Below are 16,609 nucleotides of genomic sequence, written 5' to 3' on the forward strand. Positions count from 1 at the left end.
GCGCGGGGCAAGGCGCCGATTCGGGACACGCCTTGACATGTGGCACGCTTGCCCCGCGCCGGGAGCAGACCGGCGAAGAATTCGTAGCCGCCGTCATCCGCCGCACTCGTGGCGAACCGCGGCGGTACCGGGAGCCGCCGAAAACCACGGGAACGGCCGGCAGGGTCACGCTGCGGCACCGAAGCACACCGCAAGGAGATCTCATATGGACCACGCCCAGACCCCGAACACCCAGGCGACGCGGCGGGCCGGCGACCGCATCGCCGTCGTGGTCGGCAGCACCCGCCCCACCCGGATCTGCCCCGACATCGCCGAATGGATCCGCACCGTCCTCCAGCGGGACAGCCCGCTGACCTACGAGTTGCTCGACCTCGCCGACGTCGGCCTTCCCCTGCTCGACGAGCCGTTGAAGGCCGCGCTCCAGCAGTACGAGCACGAGCACACCCGCCGGTGGAGCCGCACCGTCGGCTCCTACGACGGCTTCGTGTTCGTCTTCCCGCAGTACAACTGGGGCTACCCCGCCGTCCTGAAGAACGCCCTGGACTTCCTGTACCGGGAGTGGCACGACAAGCCGGCCGCGGTCGCCGGCTACGGCACCCGCGGAGGGGGCAAGGGAGTCGCCCAGCTCCTGTCCGTCCTGCAGGGCCTGCACATGCGCGCCCTGGACGACCACCTGGAACTGGTGATCACCGACGCCGACGTGGACGAGAACTGGCAGCTCAAGGACGTCGAAGCCACCCTCCACCCCTACCGCGACCGGATCAGGGCCATCGACGAGCAGATGCTCGAAGCCCTCCACGACGACCAGCAGTAGAACCGGCACAACCACGCGGCGGACGCCGGCTCGACGGGCGGGGTACGGTCGGCCCCTTCGTGACCCGGTCGAGACCGAGGAGCCCGGCCTGCCATCCGGCATCGACCCCGCCTCGGACCACTCCGACACCAAAACCATGCTCTCGGTCCTCACCACCGTGCCGGAGTTCCGGCACGACACGACAGTGAGAACACCCGCGAAGGGATCGCCGCCGCCGGAACCTGAGGCAAGACCCTCGGCCATCGCCACCATGTCGACCCGAAGGCAATCCGCTGGGTCCCGGACGCCGCCGGGCCCGCGACCCGCCGAGCAACTCGACGCCGTCCCTGACGAGGCCGACCGGCAGCATCAACAACCCACGGCAAACCCGGAGATCCCCTTCGACCCGCCCGCCCTGCCCTCCGACCACCTGCTTGCCGACGGAAGATATGTCGTACGACATATCTTCCACAAGATCCCTTCGGTTCGAGTCGGACCCCGTCGAAGCCCGAACAGGGCCGGCCGGTAACGACGTTGCCGCGTTCGCCCCCCGGTGGCCCGGGGGGCGAACGGCGTGATCAGGTGTACGTGATCCGGGACTCCGGTCCGAAACGGCGGATGCGGGCGGGTCGTCGACGTCCTCCAGGACGAGGAGCCACCCGTGGTGGTCGGCGAGCCGGCGGATCGCGCGTTCGGCCTGCAACTCGGCGGGCAGTCCGACGAGTCCGGGTTGCAGGGCGCGTGCCGGCGCGGCCAGTCCCGCGTCGATCGCTGTCGTGCTGTCGGCGTTGCCCCCATCGCGGTGTTGCGGGTCGTCTTCCGGCCCGGTGGGTGGCGCGCACGGACGTGCCGACCCCGCCCGGTCCGTGCACCGCGTGCACGACGACTTCGCGGGATCGGGCGAACGCCGTCTCCCCCAACGCGGCGAGTTCACGGTCGCGGTCGACGCTCACCGTCGAACAGAGCGTGGCGGCTCCCGGCTCCGGAAGCACTCCTCAGTGACCCGTGTGGTTCCCCGCCCACACCGTCGGGGTCCGGCCCGACCAGGGGCTTGCCTGTTCGAGTTGTCCGGCAAGGCGGAAGAGGCGACCTTCGAGCCCGTATCCGGCGGCGAACTGCATACCGATCGGGAGACCCGTCTCCGCGTCGGCCGTCACCGGCACCGACATGGCGGGCGTGCCCGCCACATTGAACGCCACGGTGAACGGCGAAAGATCCAAGAGGTACCGAAGCCAGCCGAGGCCGTCCAGCGTCTCCGCGTCCGCCGCGTGAGTGCCCAAGAGCACGGGAAGCTCCGGCACGGTAGGGGTGAGCAATATGTCGTGGGCGCCGAAGTACCGCGCCAGGCTTCGGGCGATCCGGTTGCGGACTTCGAGAGCGGTGACGAACTGGGCGCCGGTGACCCGCCGCCCGTAGTGGTAGCCGGCCAGGGTGGGCGGCTCCAGGGTCGAGGAATCGATGGGGCGGTCGAAGGCGGCGGCCAGCTCGTCGATCGAGGCCGTCAGGTTCGCCGTCCACTGCCGGGCGCTGGCCAGGACGAACTCCTCCCAGTCGACCCCGAGGTCGACCTCGACCTCCTCCACCCGGTGGCCGAGAGACTCGAGCAGGCGCGTGGTGCGGGAAAGCGCGTCGGCCACCGGCGTGATCGTGCGGCGCCCACCCCATGCCTGGGTGAGTACGCCGATCCGCAGCGAGCCGGGATGGCGGGTGACTTCCTCCGCGTACGGCCGGGACGGCTCCTGGGCGAAGTACGGGTCACCCGGTTCCGGGCCGCGGATCTGGTCGAGCAGTGTCGCGCTGTCGCGTACGGTGCGGCTGACGCTGCCGTGCACGACCAGGCCGTTGAAGAGCTCGTCGAAGTAGGGCCCCACGGAGACCCGGCCACGGGTGGGCTTCAATCCGAACAGGCCGTTGTAGGCGGCGGGGACGCGGATCGAGCCGGCGGCGTCGGTGGCGTGCGCGATCGGGACCACGCCGGCGGCGACAGCCGCGCCGGCGCCTCCGCTGGATCCGCCCGCGCTGCGCGCCAGGTCCCACGGGTTGCGGGTCGTGCCGTACAGCACCGGCTCCGTCGTGTTGCTGTAGCCCATCTCCGGTGTCGCCGTACGCCCGAACGTCACGAGCCCCGCGCGACGCAAGCGCAGCATCAGCGAGGAGTCGGCGCCGGAGACGTTGCCGGCCGCGAGACGGCTGCCCAACTCCATTCGTTTCCCGGCCATGGCGACGCCCAGGTCCTTGATCAGGAAAGGAACCCCGGCCAAAGGAACCCCGGCCGACGCAGCGCTGCCGGGACCGGGCTCGTCGTCGGTCGGCCATGTCTCCACGATGGCGTTGATCCGCGGATCGACCGCCTGCGCGGCCTCGCGTGCGGCTGCTTCCAGTTCGGCGGGAGTCACCTCCCCTTCGGTCACCAGCTCCGCGAGCCCGACCGCGTCGAAGCTCACGTACTCCGAAATTCTCATTGTTGCTCCCATCGAGAACGATACCTTCGAGTCCCGAACGATACCCATCGGTATCGTGCAGCACCGACTGGTACCGTAACAGGGGAAATCAAGTGGTCCCACAACGGACCGGACGTCACGGAGCAGCCATGGCAGCAAGCGTCGGCAGACCGAGCAGGGTGGCCAAACTGCCGCCTCGTGAGCGCATCCTCGACGCCGCGGAAGAGCTCTTCCAGAGCGAGGGGATCCGGCGGGTGGGTGTCCAGACGATCGCCGAGCGGGCCGAGACCACCAAAATGGCGATCTACCGGCACTTCGAAACCAAGGACGCGCTGGTCGCCGAGTGGCTGCGGATCGTCGCGGCCGAGTACCAGGCGGCCTTCGACCGGGTCGAGGCCGAGCACCCCGGCCGCCCCGGGGACCAGATCCTTGGCCTGGCCCGCTTCATCGCCGAGGGATTGCCGGCGATTTCGCACCGGGGCTGCCCGTTCATCAACTCCATCGCCGAGTTGCCCGACCGCTCCCATCCCGCACGGCAAGTGATCGAGAAGCACAAGGCCCACCAGGCCCACAGACTGGTCGGCATGTGCACCGAGGCCGGACTGCGCGATCCGGAGCAGGCTGCGGCCGCGATCACCTTCGTACTGGAAGGCGCGCAGGTCAGCACCCACAACGGAAGCATCGATCAAGCGGGGGACCGCCTGCTGGGAATCGTGGAGGGAATCCTGGCTCACCACCGCTCCCCCCTCGGCGAGTCCCGGGCATCCACCGACGGCACGGCAAGGGCGGTGTGACGTCCTCCGAGACGACGGGGAGGCCCGTCGTCGTCGCCGGAACCGCTGCCACCGCAACCACACGCCCTTGGCATGAGTGCGGAGAATGAGTCGGATGGATCGTCGTGCGGGAAAGCACGCACTGATCACGGGCGGGACGGGCGCCATCGGGTCCTCGGCCCCGACCGAGCGCATGCAGGGGGTCGACGGCGGCGCCGGCGCTCACCGGTGAGCCGCCGAAGGAGGAACGATGCCGGCAGCAGAGGCGATCCGGCCGCTGCTCGCACAACCGGCGGCCCTCGACGTCGGCGTCGTCTGTGCATCGGCCGACGGACATACCGTCCACGCCAACCCACGGATCGAACACCATGTCGGTCCCGTTCCACCTGGCGTCCCCGGCTCCGACTGGGCCAACCGGTTCGGCCTGGCGCGGCCCGATGGAGCCCCCTACAGATCTCCGCCTGAAGCCGGCGAGATGTCCGCACAGATGCTCAGCCGCGACCGCAAGCGCGCGGTCCTCATGCAGACGCTCACCGCGCCGCTGCTCGCCTCCGCCGGCGACTGCATCGGCAGTGTCGGAATCTTCCGCGCCACCGGCCCGACCCTCTGGCGCCCACGGGCAACCAGCCCCCACCTTTCGGCGTGATGTGCAAGGCCGAGATGGGCAATGCGTCTCACTTCCGATGCTCCCATCACGGGTAGACGTACAAGAACTCCGGCAAACTGATCGGCGTCCCGTACATGGACGAGGGCTACGCGGGCCGGCTCAAGCGCAAGAACTGGAGTCCGGTGCGCGTCCGCGTCGACCGCTACCAGGGGCCGGTATTCGGCACACCGGACCCTCAAGCCCCCGAACTCGGCGACTCCCTGGGCGACTCACGGCTTCGGCGGCCTCGAGGTGCACGGGCCGCCGGCTCGCCGACACGGACTGGTGGCCCACCAGCGCGGCGGACGCCACGCACAGCCAGGGCTGATCCGTCAGCGTCCCGGGCAAGGGACACGACATCGGCCTGGGCCACAGCCCGAACTTCCCGGCCTTCGGCGGGTTCCCCCGACGAACCGGCCGAGGAGACGAAGCAGACTCTGACGCCCGAGCAGGTGGGGGTCTTCGCCAAGACGCACACGGCCGTCGGCTCGGTCTTCCCGAACCTCACCTTCCCGATGCAGCCGTTCGGTCCGGTGCCGGGCGAACCGGGAGTCCGCTTCGTCACCATGCGGCTCTACCAGCCGGTCGGCCCCAGGCGCATGCAGATGTACTCCTGGTGCCTCGTGCCGAAGAACGCATCGGCGGAATACAAGAACGCCGCCTATCGCGCACCGGCGAAGAAGAACCCGGGCCGGCCCCTGCGGGCGGTCGTCGGCGACGCGACCAGCCCACCCGTGCCAGCGCAGGCCCGGGCCCGGGCCGTCGACGCCGCCGGGAGACTCGACCATCTGACGTGCTGCGTCGGCGTGTTCGACACTACGCCTCGCTGCGCACCCTGTCGGTGCAGGCACTGATCGACGCGGCCGAGGAGATGTGGCGGGTGAACGTCCTGTCCACGCCCGTCGCCCTACGGCATGGCCCGCGCTGCACGCGGCGGGGGCTCCGTGACCCCGACCCTGTCCGAATCGGAGTTCCACCCCCTGGGCGGCGGGGTGCTGCACGGAAGCTCCCAGTGGGCGCTGCGCGGCGTCGTGCAGCATCTGTCGGCCGACCCGGCGCCTTCGGTCCGGGTCAACGGCGTGGCCCTCGGCGGCACGACCGCCACCGCCTTCTCCGGGCTCGCGGCGTCGGGGGCGAGCGCCTCCTCGGTGGATAGGGTCGGCGGACGAGACAAGCGGATCGCCGCGGGCACCATGCTCGGGGTGACGCCCACCCAGGAGGATCACGCCGGCGCCTATGTCTACCTCGCGGACCCGAAGGCCGCGTGGGGGGCGACCGGCGGTGCACCGCCGGTCGCCCCCCACGTGTGCCCTCGCCATGTGTCCTGACGCGGCGCGGGTGCCTGGGCAGACGCCCGGATCAGCTGGGTCGGCTCCGCGCGGTTGGCGACGTCCGTCCTGGCGTGGATGCGCTTGACGTACCAAGCCGCGCAAACGCCGGAGGGCGAACCCGCAGTGCGCGCGAGAGCAATGGCGGCGTAGCCCCGCCCACCCGCCACCCGGGCGGGGATGGAAGAGGGCGTCGATGGCCCAGGGGTACACCACCGTGGTGCGCGGCGAGCACGTCAAGCTGCCGAACACCCTCGTCGGGATCCGCGCCGCCCTCCCCGAGGAACGGCGTGCCGCGTTCGCCGGGGCTATGGCGTACACGCGTTGGGCACTGCGGGCGCGGCCGGCGTGTTTCGGGTCGGCGCGTCTATCGCGCCGGGTCGGTGGGCTCGGCGGGATCGGTGCGCTTCTCCGACGGAACGAAGAAGGCGAGCAGAAGCGGGATGGCGCTGAGGCCGAAGATCCACCAGAACGTTCCGGAGAACGCCGCGAGTCTGTCCGCCGGCGTGGTCGCCCCGTCGAGCAGGTTCTGCAGGATCACGGCGACGACCGCGACGCCGAAGGGCGCCCCGACGCGCTGTACGACGCTGAACGCCGCACTGCCTCGGGGAGCCTCGTCGTGGCTCAGATTCGAGAAGGCGAGGGTCATCACGGGGAAGGTGGTGGCGGCGAAACCGAGTCCCTGGGCGAACTGCGCGGCCAGTAGCACCGCCGTTCCGCCGTGGGTGTCCGCCAGGGCGAACGGCACGGTCCCGATCATGGTCAGCACCACTCCGACGGCGATGACGAAGCGGCTGTCGAACCGTGCCGCGACGTTGCGCACGCCCACGACGAAGAACATCACGCCGAGTCCCTGCGTGATGAGCAGCAGGCCGGTGTGCAGCACCGTCTCGCCGCGAACTTGCAGGTAGAAGAGGGGAAGCAGGAAGGACAGGGCGTAGGTCGAGAACCCGCCCGCGAACGTGATGGCGCTTCCCAGGCCGAAGCTGCGCCGCGTGAACATGCGGACGTCGACGAGAGCGGGACGACGGGCGCGCAGCGAGTGCACCGTGAAGGCGGCCAGCAGCACGGCACCGACGGCGAGCGGGAGCCAGGCGCCGACGGCGGCGAAGCCGTCCTTTTCGGATATCTCACCGATGCCGTAGGCGAGGGCGACGACGCCGGGCGTGAGCAGGAGGAAGCCGCGAATGTCGAGCCGGTGGCCGCGCCGTCCGGGGGTCGAGGGCAACAGGACCCGGCCGAGCACGAGCGCGGCGACGCAGACCGGCACATTGATCAAGAACAGCCAGTACCAGCTCAGCGATTGCAGGATGGCGCCGCCGAGCACCGATCCGAGGATCGGACCGAGGAGGCCGGGAAGCATGACCGCGGCTGTGGCCTTGTGGATACGTTCCGGGCCGGCTGTCCGCGTGACGATGGTGAGCGTGATCGGCATCACCATGCCACCGCCGATTCCCTGGACCACCCGAAAGGCGATGAGCTGGGGCAGGGAATCCGCGAGGCCGCACAGGGCCGAGCCGACGAGGAAGGCGCCCACGGCGAACAGCCACGCGTTGCGCACGCCGAACCGTTCGGAGAGCCACCCACTCACCGGGATCACCGCTACGAACGCCAGCAGATAGCCCGTCGCGACCCACTGCGTCCGGGCGACCGAGGCATGGAACACCCCCTGCAGGTGGTCCAGGGCGATGTTGACGATCGTCGTGTCCAAAAGCGTCGTGAACACTCCGAGGGCCAGGACGAGGCTGATGAGGGTCAACCGGCGATCGGTCACCGGCGTCGCGGCCTGCTCGGCCGTCGTTGTCGAGGTCATAGCGCGCACACTACACCGTGCAGTGTAGTAGCTGCACCGGTCGGTGTAGGGTGACCTTCGGAGGTACGGATGAGCACTGTTGGTACGGAGAAGTCGGTGCGCGAGGGGTCCCTGGAGAAGCGGAAGGCGATCCTCGCCGCCGCGCGGGATCTGTTCGTACGCCAAGGAGTGGACCGCGTCAGCATGGATGCCGTCGCGGCCGGCGCCGAGGTGTCCAAGCGCACCGTGTACGACTACTTCGGCGACAAGCGGCGCCTTTTCCTGGCCATCCTCACGGACGCCTCCCAGTCACTGATGGCCACTGCGTGCCGGGCGCTCGACGAGCACCTCCCCGAGGGCGCGCAGATCACCACGGTGCCGCAACTGGAGAAGGCGTTCACCGCGTTGGCGATCGACCTCGGCACGTCGATCGTGGGCTCCGCCGACTACGCCGCCGGCTTCGCACTCGTCGCCCAGGAGCGCCTGCGGACGCCGACGACCGAGGACGACATCGCGACGGTGGTGGTGGAGGAGGCGTTCGCGAAACGCATCGCCGACTTCGTCGACGCCGGACTCCTGGACACGGACAACCCGCGTCTGGCCGCCGACCACTTCTTCGCCCTGACGATCCTGTTGGCCTACAACCGTCAACCGGTCCCCGCCAACCCCGCCCCGGACAAGGTCCGTCAGAGCATGATCGACGGGGCCCACGCATTCATCCGGGCGTACGCCACACGTTAGGAACGGCGTGACGTTGCGCTCGGCGGTCCGTCAGGGTGGTGCCGGGCCGGTTCCCGGGCGGCCTCCGGCGGCTTCGGCGACCCGATCGACACCGCCGCCCGTGAACCGATCCGGGGACTGCTCCATTGCCGGACTCCGGTCGCCTGCCAGGGTCGACGGGGTCGACCGGGTGCGTCTGCGCCATCCGCACGGCGCCCGCCCGCGGATGGGATACGAGGGCGGGTCCGGATGCCCGACGACTCGGACCAGGATCTCGCCGACGCGCTCGGGGTGGCCTGCGGCGCGCACGGGACCGCCAAGCGCACACCGTCTCGCCGACTGTGGGGTCGTCTTCCGCCACGACTTCGGGAATCCGCATCGAGGCTCCGGCCCGGTCCGTGGCGAATCCGCCAGGCCCCACCGCGCCGCGAAGCAGCGGCGCCGGCCGGCGATTCTCGACGCCGCTGGATCGCTCGGCATCGAACGGAGCGTGCGCGAGGTGGCACTCACGGACATCGCCGCGGGCGTGGGTATGCACAAGTCCACGATGCCGCGGTTCTTCGAGACGCGTGAGCAGATCTTCCTCGCGCTCGGCCGAGGGCCGGCAGGAGTGGTCGGCGGCGCTCCGGGCACGGCTGGGCAATCTGACCGTCGGTGATCCCGCGACGATCCCGGTGACCATCGAAGCCGCGGCCGCGTCCGTCACGTGCGCGCGGACACGCTGGGAGGTGCCGGCCACCCTGCCGCTGCGCTACGCGAGCGTCGGCCTGTCGAACGCGGTGGTCACCCACCCCCGTCGCGCTCACGGCCCACCCCAACCCCTTCGGCCCGGCATCGGCCGTTCCCGCGCGACCCACCACCGCCGCCTCCACCCGGTCGCCCCGAGGCCTCGAAAACCCCGCTCCGCGCCCGCCTCGGCGCGAACGAACGCGCCGCGATCATGGAGTTGACGAACTCCGGCGAGTTCGCGGAAAACTGCCGCCCGCGCAGATCTGGGCCCGCGAGTTGGACGCCGGCCGCCACCACTGCTCGATCTCGACGATGTATCGCGTACTGCGCGCCGCCGGCCAGGTCGGCGAACGCCGCCGTCGGGCCACCCACCCCGCCAAAACCGTGCCCGAACCCGTCGCCGACGCCCCCTCGCAGGTATTCACCTGGGACATCAGCAAAGCGAGGGGTCCGGCGAAAGGCGTGTGGTTCCACGCCTACGTGATCATCGACATCCTCAGCCGATACGTGGTGGGGCACACCGTCGAAAGGGCCGAATCGGCCGAACGCGCAAGGGAGTTCGTCGCGGACGCCATCGAGCGCAACGGCCTGGTCCCCGAGACCCGAGACCGTGCACGCCGACCGCGGCACGTCGACGACCTCGAGGAAGGTCTCCCAACTCCCGATCGACCTCGGGGTCGCCCGGAGTCATTCCAGGCCCAGGGTCTCCAACGACAACCCCTACAGCGAGGCGAACTTCAGGACCATCCAGTACAAGGGTGACTTTCCGGGCTTCTTCGACTCGCTCGCGCACGCCCGCGAGTGGATCGAGGTATTCGTGGCCTCCTGCACCCACACTCCGGGATCGGCTACCACACGCCCGCTACTGGAGTACTCGGACGTTTCGGTGGGGCGACCAGGTACCGCGGCGGGGTGAACGTTGCCGGGCGCGGCACTGGCTAACCGGTGCGACGAGCTGCGGTGCCCGGCGTCGTGGCGCGCGTCGAGGGAGGAACCCTCACCGGATCACTTCGGCAGCATCCCCCGCAGATGCAGCGCCAGTCGGATTTGCAGCTCTCGATCGGGCTCCCGCCAATCCGCGCCGAGCAAGGAGGCGATGCGGTCCAGCCGTTGTGTGACGGTGTTGATGTGTACATGCAGCACCGTGCGCGTCCGCGCCAGACTGCGCCCCGAGTCGAAATACGCCGCGGCAGTTCGGGTCAACTCCGCGCCGCGTGTGGCGTCGTAGTCCAGCAGCGGGCCCAGGGTCGCGTGGACGATGCCGGCGATGTCCTTCGTATCCGCCAAGAGCACGCCCAGGAAGCCGAGTTCGTCAGCCGAGGCGCCCTCCCCGGAGCGGCCGAGCGCGCGCAGAGCCGCGACACAGCGGCCGGCCTCGGCGTACCGATCGGGAATCGCGTCCGGGTCCGGTGCCGGACCGGCGGCCCCCGCCGTCGCGGGGCGCCCGAGCGCATGGCCGATCTCCGTCGCCGCGCGCCGCGCGCTCGCCGAAGGGTCCGTCTCGGGAAGCAGCAGGACCACGCCTCCGTCGATCTCGCCCGCCATGCCTCCGGATGTCGCGGCCAAGTGCCAAGCCGCCGAAGCCACTCGCGAACGGTCGGCGCCGGGGACCTGGACCACCACGACGACGTGCGGCCGGTTCAGGTCCGCACCGAATCGTGCCGCCCGGTCACCGATCGCCCTCCGGTCCCGCGACGGGGCCGCAAGGATGTCGCGTACCAGCTCCCCCGCGAGCCGGTGCTCGGCCTCGTCCGCCGAGCGTCGGAAGAACAGGAGTAGCGCGACGATCATCGCCGCGCGCTCCAGAGTGCGCATGTCCGAAGCCGTCGAGTCGGGCGGGTTGCTCTCGCCGCGACGCACCAGTACGCCGAACCACTCGGTGCCGGCCGCAACCGGTACTACGTCGACGTTGCCGACCCGGGCCCCGCGCCCGGTGGCCAGCGCTTGCACGCGGGCTGCCGCGAAATCGGGGTCGGTGGCGTCCGTGGCGCTTCCGGCGTCGGGGCCGAGCAGCACGGACGCGTCACCGCCGACGAGTTCCCCCACCGCTCGGACGACGTCGTCCACCCCGGCGCCCGCGAGGACGAGCCCGGTGAACCGGTCGTGGGCGGCGGCGGCGCGTTCGATCGAAGCGCTGTGTGCCCGGGCTCCGGCATGCGCGTCGGCCAGCTCGGCGATCGCGGACCGTGTTTCGGCGAGCAGATTCGCGTTGTCGATGGCGACGGACGCGTGGGCTGCGAGCGCGGTCAACAGTGACACTTCACCCGGACGGAACACTCGCGGACGACGGTCGGAGGCCCACAGCACCCCGATCACCGTGTCGTCGACGACGAGTGGCACCGCGAGCATGGCGACGAGCCCCTCGTCGCCGACTCCCTCGTCAAGACGAGAGGTATGCCGAAAACCGATGTCGGCGAAGTAGTCGGCAGTAACGAACGGGGTGCCGCGTTCGGCGACCAGGCCTCCGATACAATCCCCGATCGCCATGCGCAGTTGCCGGAACCGCGGTGACACGGCGCCCGCGGTCACCCGGACATACGTGTCGCCCGCGTCCGTGTCTTGCAGTGACAAGTACGCGGTGTCCGAGCCGAGAAGCGAGCGCGCCCGGTGCACGATCGCGGACAGCACCGCGTCAACGTCCCGCAGCGCGGCCAGGTCGCCGATGGTGTCGTTGAGGGCGGCGAGTTCGGCTTCGCGGCGGCGGTGCTCCCGAAGGGCGTCGCGAAGCCGCATCGCGGTCGCATATGCGGCGTCGACCTCGGTGAGCAGAGCAGGGCTGATGCCGGCGGCGCGGACACTGTCGACGACGGCCTCGAACTCTGCCGCCGGCGCTTCGTCGTGCAGGAGGGTGAGCAGACCGCGCACGGCGGCCGTCGCCGTAAGAGCGTCCATCGGGTGATTATGCACATGAATACCCCGGGAGTCTTCAACCGCTGCGATCGGCATGCGCAAGCGCTCGGCTCCCGCCCCCTGCAGGGCACCTCGGGATCACGCCGAGTAGTCCGCCGCTCCGGCATGGCGGTTTCACCCATCACATCGCCACAGGGTGTGGTTCTCTCATACATATCCGCATCGGCGTCGTGGCCCTACCGTCTTCGAACCATGGACAAGACATGGGCATCCGCCGCCGAGGCAGTCGCCGACATCCCCGACGGCGCGACCGTCGCGGTCGGGGGATTCGGACTGTGCGGCATCCCGCACGACCTGATCCACGCACTACTGGCTTGCGGAACGGGGGGACTGCGTGTGGTCTCGAACAACTGCGGCGTCGATGACGGCGGTCTGGGCATGCTGCTGGCCGCACGGCGGATCGCTCGGATGACGTCGAGCTACGTCGGGGAAAACAAGGAGTTCGCGCGCCAGTATCTGGAGGGCGAGCTGGAAGTGGAACTCGTCCCGCAGGGAACGCTGGCCGAACGACTCCGGGCGGGCGGCGCAGGCATCCCGGCGTTCTACACGCCTGCGGGGGTGGGCACAGCTGTCGCGGAGGGCGGACTGCCGTGGCGGTACTCCGCGGACGGAACGGTGGAGGTCGCCTCGCCGGTCCGGGAAACCCGCCTCTTCGACGGCGCGGAATATGTGCTCGAGGAATCCGTCACGACGGACTTCGCGCTGGTGCGCGCGGCGGTCGGCGACACCCATGGCAACCTCGTATTCCACTCCTCCGCCCGGAACTTCAATCCGCTGGTGGCCGTCGCCGGGCGTATCACCCTGGCCGAGGTCGAGGAACTGGTCCCTGCGGGTGCGTTGGACCCCGATCACGTGCACCTTCCCGGTGTCTTCGTCCAGCGTGTGGTTGTGGTCGCCGATCCGGGCCTGAAGCGCATCGAGAAGCGCACCACCGCGCTTGCGACCACCCAGGCAGGGAACTGACATGGCACGCACCCGCGAACAGATGGCCGCCCGAGCGGCACGCGAGTTGGCCCCGGGCAGCTACGTCAACCTGGGCATCGGGCTGCCGACGCTCATCCCCGACCACCTGCCGCCCGGCGTCGACGTCGTACTGCAAAGCGAGAACGGGATCCTGGGCGTCGGCCCATACCCGGAGGAGGACCGTGTCGACCCCGACCTGATCAACGCGGGCAAGGAGACGGTGACGACCCTGCCCGGCGCGTCCTTCTTCGACTCGGCGCTGTCGTTCGCGATGATCCGCGGCGGCCACATCGATACCGCGGTCCTCGGCGGCATGCAGGTCTCGGCGACGGGGGATTTGGCGAACTGGACGGTGCCCGGACACATGGTCAAGGGGATGGGCGGCGCGATGGACCTCGTGCACGGCGCTCGCCGCGTCATCGTCGTCATGGAGCACACCACGCGCGACGGGCGACCCAAACTTGTGCGGCGATGCACCCTGCCGCTCACCGGACGCGCTGTGGTGCACCGGGTGATCACCGACCTCGCCGTCGTCGACGTGACCCACTTCGGCCTGCTTTTGGTGGAGACGGCCCCGGGAGTCACCGTAGCCGAGGTCGTCGCAAGCACCGACGCACCCCTGACGATCGCCCGCGGCATGATCCGGCCGAACGCGCTCCCTGACGTATGGCTTCCGGAGCCTTGACGACGATGCCGGCACCACGGCAGGGTTCCCGGCCGGACACGCCGTCGATCCGGCACACGCGAGGGCGACGGCGCGGTTCGGAAGCCGGCGGTGCGCGCGAAGGGCCTTGTGGCCGGAACACCGGCTCGCCGAGGTGACCGGGCGCGCCGCCGGTGGACCGGGTGTACGCGGCGGCGGGGCTGCCGGGCCGGGCGCCGCCGTCGGTGTTCGCCCTTCGCGGCCCGTACGAGGACGTCGCGGTGGTGCCTCCCGGCGAGACCCGCTGAGATCCGACTGATACCAACTGGGATCATCATCGTTAGGATGGGCAGGTGAAGTATCTGCCGGCCATCCTCAGCACCGATCACGCCGACTCGAATGCCACGGAGCGCGCTTACCTGGCGATCAAGCGGCAGATCATCGAGCTCGAGCTGCGACCCGGCGCACACGTCACCAAGACCGACCTTTCGCGCCTGGCGAGTGTGGGCACCATGCCCGTCCGGGAAGCGCTGACCCGTCTCCAGCGCGACGGCTTGGTCCAGGCGCTGCCCCGATCGGGGTATCGCATCCTGCCGGTGACCCTGAAGGGCACCCGGGACCTGTGCGCGTTCCGGCAGCTCCTGGAGACCGAGGCCGCGGGCCTGGCCGCGGAGCACGGTTGTCCGGAGTCGAGCCTGGCCCGCCTGGAGGAACTGCTGGGCGCATCCTACGAGTTGGGCGACAGGGCCGGCGTCGACGACTTCTTGCGGGCCAATTTCGAGTTCGACGCCATCATCGCCAACTGCTGCGGCAACGACATGCTGGCCCAGTCGATCGTCCGTGCCTTCGACGAGTTGGAACGCGTCCTGCGGATCACCTTGAAGTCGCTGCCGTTCTCGGCAACGGCCGCACACCAGCGGCGCGCCGTTCTGGAGGCCATCCGCGAGCGCAACCCCGCCGCCGCCCGCGCGGCCATGAGCGCCCGTACGCGGACCTCGCAGGAGCACATCATCGGCGCGCTCCTGTCCAGCGATTCCATCACCGGGGCCAGTATCCAGGTGTCCTGACGAGTGACGACGAGTTCCCCCCCAGACGTTCCGGAACCGTTGACAGAAGGTTTCCCCAGTGGTGAACTGAGATCTCAGCAAGAGAACTAGCGATCTCAGTATTCGACTCTGAGATGTCCGCTCACTACGTGCAGCGAGACCGCCATGAACACCAGCACGCTCCACCCCCCGATCCGCACCTTCGAGCTACCGCCCTCGCGCTCGGCGGTGCCTCGGATACGGCACCGCCTGGCCGGGGTCCTCTCCGAATGGGGGCTCCCCGCGGACGGGGACCTCATCTACGCCCTGGGTCTGATCGCCACCGAACTGGTCACCAACGCCGTCACGCACGCGGGAATGCGCACTCCGAGCATCCGCGTCACGCTCGGCATCGGCGACGGCGGGGTGCTCCGGCTCGGGGTCCGCGACAACCACACCACGTGTCCGAGGCGCATCACCGCTTCCCATGACGCCACCTGCGGCCGGGGCACGGCGATCGTCGACCTTCTCCTCAGGGAGCGAGGCGGACGTCTGACGACCGAACCGCATCCGGGCGGCAAGACCGTCTGGGCCGAATTGCCGGACACGTTCAGGTGAGCCGGCCGGCCCCGACAGAGCGGCGCCCGTTGCGGCCGTTCCATGCCTCCGAAGGGAATCACCATGCCTCTACCACGCCTGCCGGCCCTCGAACTCGCCGAACGCGCGCTTGACGCGTCGGGGCCGTGTGCCGACCTGATCCCCATGGGCGGCGTCCCGGTGCTGCCGATGCCCGCACACGTCGTCGAGGCCGCCCGGATCGCGGCGGGTCGGGTCTTCCCCCGCCGGAGCCGGGGCTCGGCCGAACTGCGCCGAACGATCTCCGATCATCTGCGGAGCACCTTCGGAGTCGACGCGGATCCGGAGGCCGAACTGCTCATCACCCACGGAGCGCAACATGGCATGAGCTTGGTCCTCCGAGCCCTCCTGGACCCGGGCGACGAGGTCCTCGTGCCGGCCCCCACCTACTTCTTCGACGGCATGATCCGGCTCGCGGGAGTCCGCCCGATCTATGTGCCGTCGGAGGAGAAGTGCGGATGGGACCACGACCCCGCGGCCGTCGAGGCCGCCGTCACCCCCGCCACCAGGGCGCTGCTGATCTGCAATCCCAACAATCCCACCGGCTACCTTCCCCGTCGGGAGCGGCTCGAGCAGCTTCTGGACGTGGCGGCGCGCCACGGCCTGATCGTCCTGGCCGACGAATCCTACGAGCGTTACGTATGGGACGGCCCGGGCTACCGGCCCCAGATGCTGCTGCGCAACCGCCATCCCGACCTGGTCACGGTGACCAGCCTCAGCAAGAACTACGCCTTCACGAGTTGGCGGGTGGGATACGTGAACGCTCCCGCCCACCTGCTGGAACCGATCCACCGTGCACTCGAATGGGACGTGATCAACGTGGGCGACGTCGCGCAGGCCGCCGCGGTAGCCGCCCTCACCGGGCCGCAGGACTGGATCGAACCCTCCTTCGCGACCCTGCGCTCGCGGCGCGACCTACTGGTGGCCGGTCTGGCCCGGGCGGGCCTGAAAACCCCGCCGCCCGACGCGGGAGTCTTCGCCTTCGTCGACTTCGGCCCGCTCGGCGTGGTCAGCCGCGCGCTGGAGGACCTGCTGCTGTCGCATGGTGTCACCGCTCTGGCGGGCGATGCCTTTCAGGGCCCGGCCACCCATGCCCGCGTGCTGTACGGCGGGAGCGCGGCCGCCCTCACCGAAGTCACGGACCGGCTGGCTTCCCTGACCGCGGGTGTCCGCCGCACCTGAGCCCCCGCCGGACCGCGATCCCGGCTGC

At 70.0% G+C, this 16,609-nt stretch carries 16 protein-coding genes; 13 read left to right on the forward strand and 3 right to left on the reverse strand.

Annotated elements, in window-relative coordinates:
- Positions 1 to 205: 205 nt before the first annotated feature.
- Positions 206 to 814, forward strand: a complete 609-nt coding sequence (locus EMA17_RS41350; protein WP_126642384.1) for an NADPH-dependent FMN reductase — start codon at positions 206 to 208, stop codon at positions 812 to 814.
- A gap of 974 nt (positions 815 to 1,788) precedes the next feature.
- On the opposite strand, the gene EMA17_RS41355 is transcribed toward EMA17_RS41350, so the two are convergent.
- Complete coding sequence (locus EMA17_RS41355; RefSeq protein ID WP_126642385.1) at positions 1,789 to 3,255, reverse strand: amidase; 1,467 nt, start codon at positions 3,253 to 3,255, stop codon at positions 1,789 to 1,791.
- Positions 3,256 to 3,383: 128 nt separating this feature from the next.
- On the opposite strand from EMA17_RS41355, the gene EMA17_RS41360 reads away from it, so the two are divergent.
- The 4 genes from EMA17_RS41360 to EMA17_RS41375 all read left to right on the forward strand — a co-directional run bounded on the left by EMA17_RS41360 (position 3,384) and on the right by EMA17_RS41375 (position 5,981).
- Positions 3,384 to 4,028 (forward strand): TetR/AcrR family transcriptional regulator, encoded by a 645-nt coding sequence (locus EMA17_RS41360; protein ID WP_126642386.1) that lies wholly within the window; start codon positions 3,384 to 3,386, stop codon positions 4,026 to 4,028.
- A 229-nt stretch (positions 4,029 to 4,257) separates the two neighbouring features.
- Positions 4,258 to 4,653: a hypothetical protein gene (locus EMA17_RS41365; RefSeq protein ID WP_126642387.1), complete on the forward strand. Its 396-nt coding sequence runs from the start codon at positions 4,258 to 4,260 to the stop codon at positions 4,651 to 4,653.
- Positions 4,654 to 5,105: 452 nt separating this feature from the next.
- Positions 5,106 to 5,507, forward strand: coding sequence for an SRPBCC family protein (locus EMA17_RS41370; protein ID WP_126642388.1), 402 nt, complete (start codon positions 5,106 to 5,108; stop codon positions 5,505 to 5,507).
- Between the two features lie 90 nt (positions 5,508 to 5,597).
- Positions 5,598 to 5,981 carry a hypothetical protein gene (locus EMA17_RS41375; RefSeq protein WP_126642389.1) on the forward strand — a complete coding sequence of 128 codons (384 nt, stop codon included), beginning with the start codon at positions 5,598 to 5,600 and terminating at the stop codon, positions 5,979 to 5,981.
- A 367-nt stretch (positions 5,982 to 6,348) separates the two neighbouring features.
- Here the strand turns inward: EMA17_RS41375 and EMA17_RS41380 are convergent, their stop codons facing one another.
- Positions 6,349 to 7,794 carry an MDR family MFS transporter gene (locus EMA17_RS41380; RefSeq protein WP_126642390.1) on the reverse strand — a complete coding sequence of 482 codons (1,446 nt, stop codon included), beginning with the start codon at positions 7,792 to 7,794 and terminating at the stop codon, positions 6,349 to 6,351.
- A 69-nt stretch (positions 7,795 to 7,863) separates the two neighbouring features.
- On the opposite strand from EMA17_RS41380, the gene EMA17_RS41385 reads away from it, so the two are divergent.
- The 3 genes from EMA17_RS41385 to EMA17_RS53475 all read left to right on the forward strand — a co-directional run bounded on the left by EMA17_RS41385 (position 7,864) and on the right by EMA17_RS53475 (position 10,138).
- Positions 7,864 to 8,514: a TetR/AcrR family transcriptional regulator gene (locus tag EMA17_RS41385; RefSeq protein ID WP_126642391.1), complete on the forward strand. Its 651-nt coding sequence runs from the start codon at positions 7,864 to 7,866 to the stop codon at positions 8,512 to 8,514.
- Between the two features lie 548 nt (positions 8,515 to 9,062).
- Positions 9,063 to 9,443: a hypothetical protein gene (locus tag EMA17_RS56185; protein WP_371863124.1), complete on the forward strand. Its 381-nt coding sequence runs from the start codon at positions 9,063 to 9,065 to the stop codon at positions 9,441 to 9,443.
- Between the two features lie 389 nt (positions 9,444 to 9,832).
- Positions 9,833 to 10,138 carry a hypothetical protein gene (locus EMA17_RS53475; protein ID WP_126642392.1) on the forward strand — a complete coding sequence of 102 codons (306 nt, stop codon included), beginning with the start codon at positions 9,833 to 9,835 and terminating at the stop codon, positions 10,136 to 10,138.
- Between the two features lie 89 nt (positions 10,139 to 10,227).
- On the opposite strand, the gene EMA17_RS41400 is transcribed toward EMA17_RS53475, so the two are convergent.
- Entirely contained in the window at positions 10,228 to 12,114 is a 1,887-nt protein-coding gene (locus EMA17_RS41400; RefSeq protein WP_126642393.1) for a helix-turn-helix domain-containing protein, read from the reverse strand.
- A gap of 210 nt (positions 12,115 to 12,324) precedes the next feature.
- Between EMA17_RS41400 and EMA17_RS41405 the strand changes: the two genes are divergently transcribed.
- The 5 genes from EMA17_RS41405 to EMA17_RS41425 all read left to right on the forward strand — a co-directional run bounded on the left by EMA17_RS41405 (position 12,325) and on the right by EMA17_RS41425 (position 16,581).
- Positions 12,325 to 13,095: a CoA transferase subunit A gene (locus EMA17_RS41405; RefSeq protein ID WP_126642394.1), complete on the forward strand. Its 771-nt coding sequence runs from the start codon at positions 12,325 to 12,327 to the stop codon at positions 13,093 to 13,095.
- 1 nt (position 13,096) lies between these two features.
- The gene (locus EMA17_RS41410; protein WP_126642395.1) at positions 13,097 to 13,780 is read left to right on the forward strand and encodes a CoA transferase subunit B; all 684 of its coding nucleotides are present in this window, start codon (positions 13,097 to 13,099) and stop codon (positions 13,778 to 13,780) included.
- A 311-nt stretch (positions 13,781 to 14,091) separates the two neighbouring features.
- The gene (locus EMA17_RS41415; protein WP_126642396.1) at positions 14,092 to 14,805 is read left to right on the forward strand and encodes a GntR family transcriptional regulator; all 714 of its coding nucleotides are present in this window, start codon (positions 14,092 to 14,094) and stop codon (positions 14,803 to 14,805) included.
- A 144-nt stretch (positions 14,806 to 14,949) separates the two neighbouring features.
- Positions 14,950 to 15,381, forward strand: coding sequence for an ATP-binding protein (locus EMA17_RS41420; protein WP_218043233.1), 432 nt, complete (start codon positions 14,950 to 14,952; stop codon positions 15,379 to 15,381).
- 63 nt (positions 15,382 to 15,444) lie between these two features.
- Complete coding sequence (locus EMA17_RS41425) at positions 15,445 to 16,581, forward strand: pyridoxal phosphate-dependent aminotransferase (RefSeq protein ID WP_126642397.1); 1,137 nt, start codon at positions 15,445 to 15,447, stop codon at positions 16,579 to 16,581.
- The last annotated feature ends 28 nt before the right edge of the window (positions 16,582 to 16,609 follow it).

The organism is Embleya hyalina (assembly GCF_003967355.1).
GTDB lineage: Bacteria > Actinomycetota > Actinomycetes > Streptomycetales > Streptomycetaceae > Embleya > Embleya hyalina.

Bases quoted from the DNA above. Each gene is read 5' to 3' on its own strand.
- EMA17_RS41350 (WP_126642384.1), top strand. From the start codon at position 206: ATGGACCACGCCCAGACCCCGAACACCCAGGCGACGCGGCGGGCCGGC.
- EMA17_RS41355 (WP_126642385.1), bottom strand. From the start codon at position 3,255: ATGAGAATTTCGGAGTACGTGAGCTTCGACGCGGTCGGGCTCGCGGAG.
- EMA17_RS41360 (WP_126642386.1), top strand. From the start codon at position 3,384: ATGGCAGCAAGCGTCGGCAGACCGAGCAGGGTGGCCAAACTGCCGCCT.
- EMA17_RS41365 (WP_126642387.1), top strand. From the start codon at position 4,258: ATGCCGGCAGCAGAGGCGATCCGGCCGCTGCTCGCACAACCGGCGGCC.
- EMA17_RS41380 (WP_126642390.1), bottom strand. From the start codon at position 7,794: ATGACCTCGACAACGACGGCCGAGCAGGCCGCGACGCCGGTGACCGAT.
- EMA17_RS41385 (WP_126642391.1), top strand. From the start codon at position 7,864: ATGAGCACTGTTGGTACGGAGAAGTCGGTGCGCGAGGGGTCCCTGGAG.
- EMA17_RS41400 (WP_126642393.1), bottom strand. From the start codon at position 12,114: ATGGACGCTCTTACGGCGACGGCCGCCGTGCGCGGTCTGCTCACCCTC.
- EMA17_RS41405 (WP_126642394.1), top strand. From the start codon at position 12,325: ATGGACAAGACATGGGCATCCGCCGCCGAGGCAGTCGCCGACATCCCC.
- EMA17_RS41410 (WP_126642395.1), top strand. From the start codon at position 13,097: ATGGCACGCACCCGCGAACAGATGGCCGCCCGAGCGGCACGCGAGTTG.
- EMA17_RS41420 (WP_218043233.1), top strand. From the start codon at position 14,950: ATGAACACCAGCACGCTCCACCCCCCGATCCGCACCTTCGAGCTACCG.
- EMA17_RS41425 (WP_126642397.1), top strand. From the start codon at position 15,445: ATGCCTCTACCACGCCTGCCGGCCCTCGAACTCGCCGAACGCGCGCTT.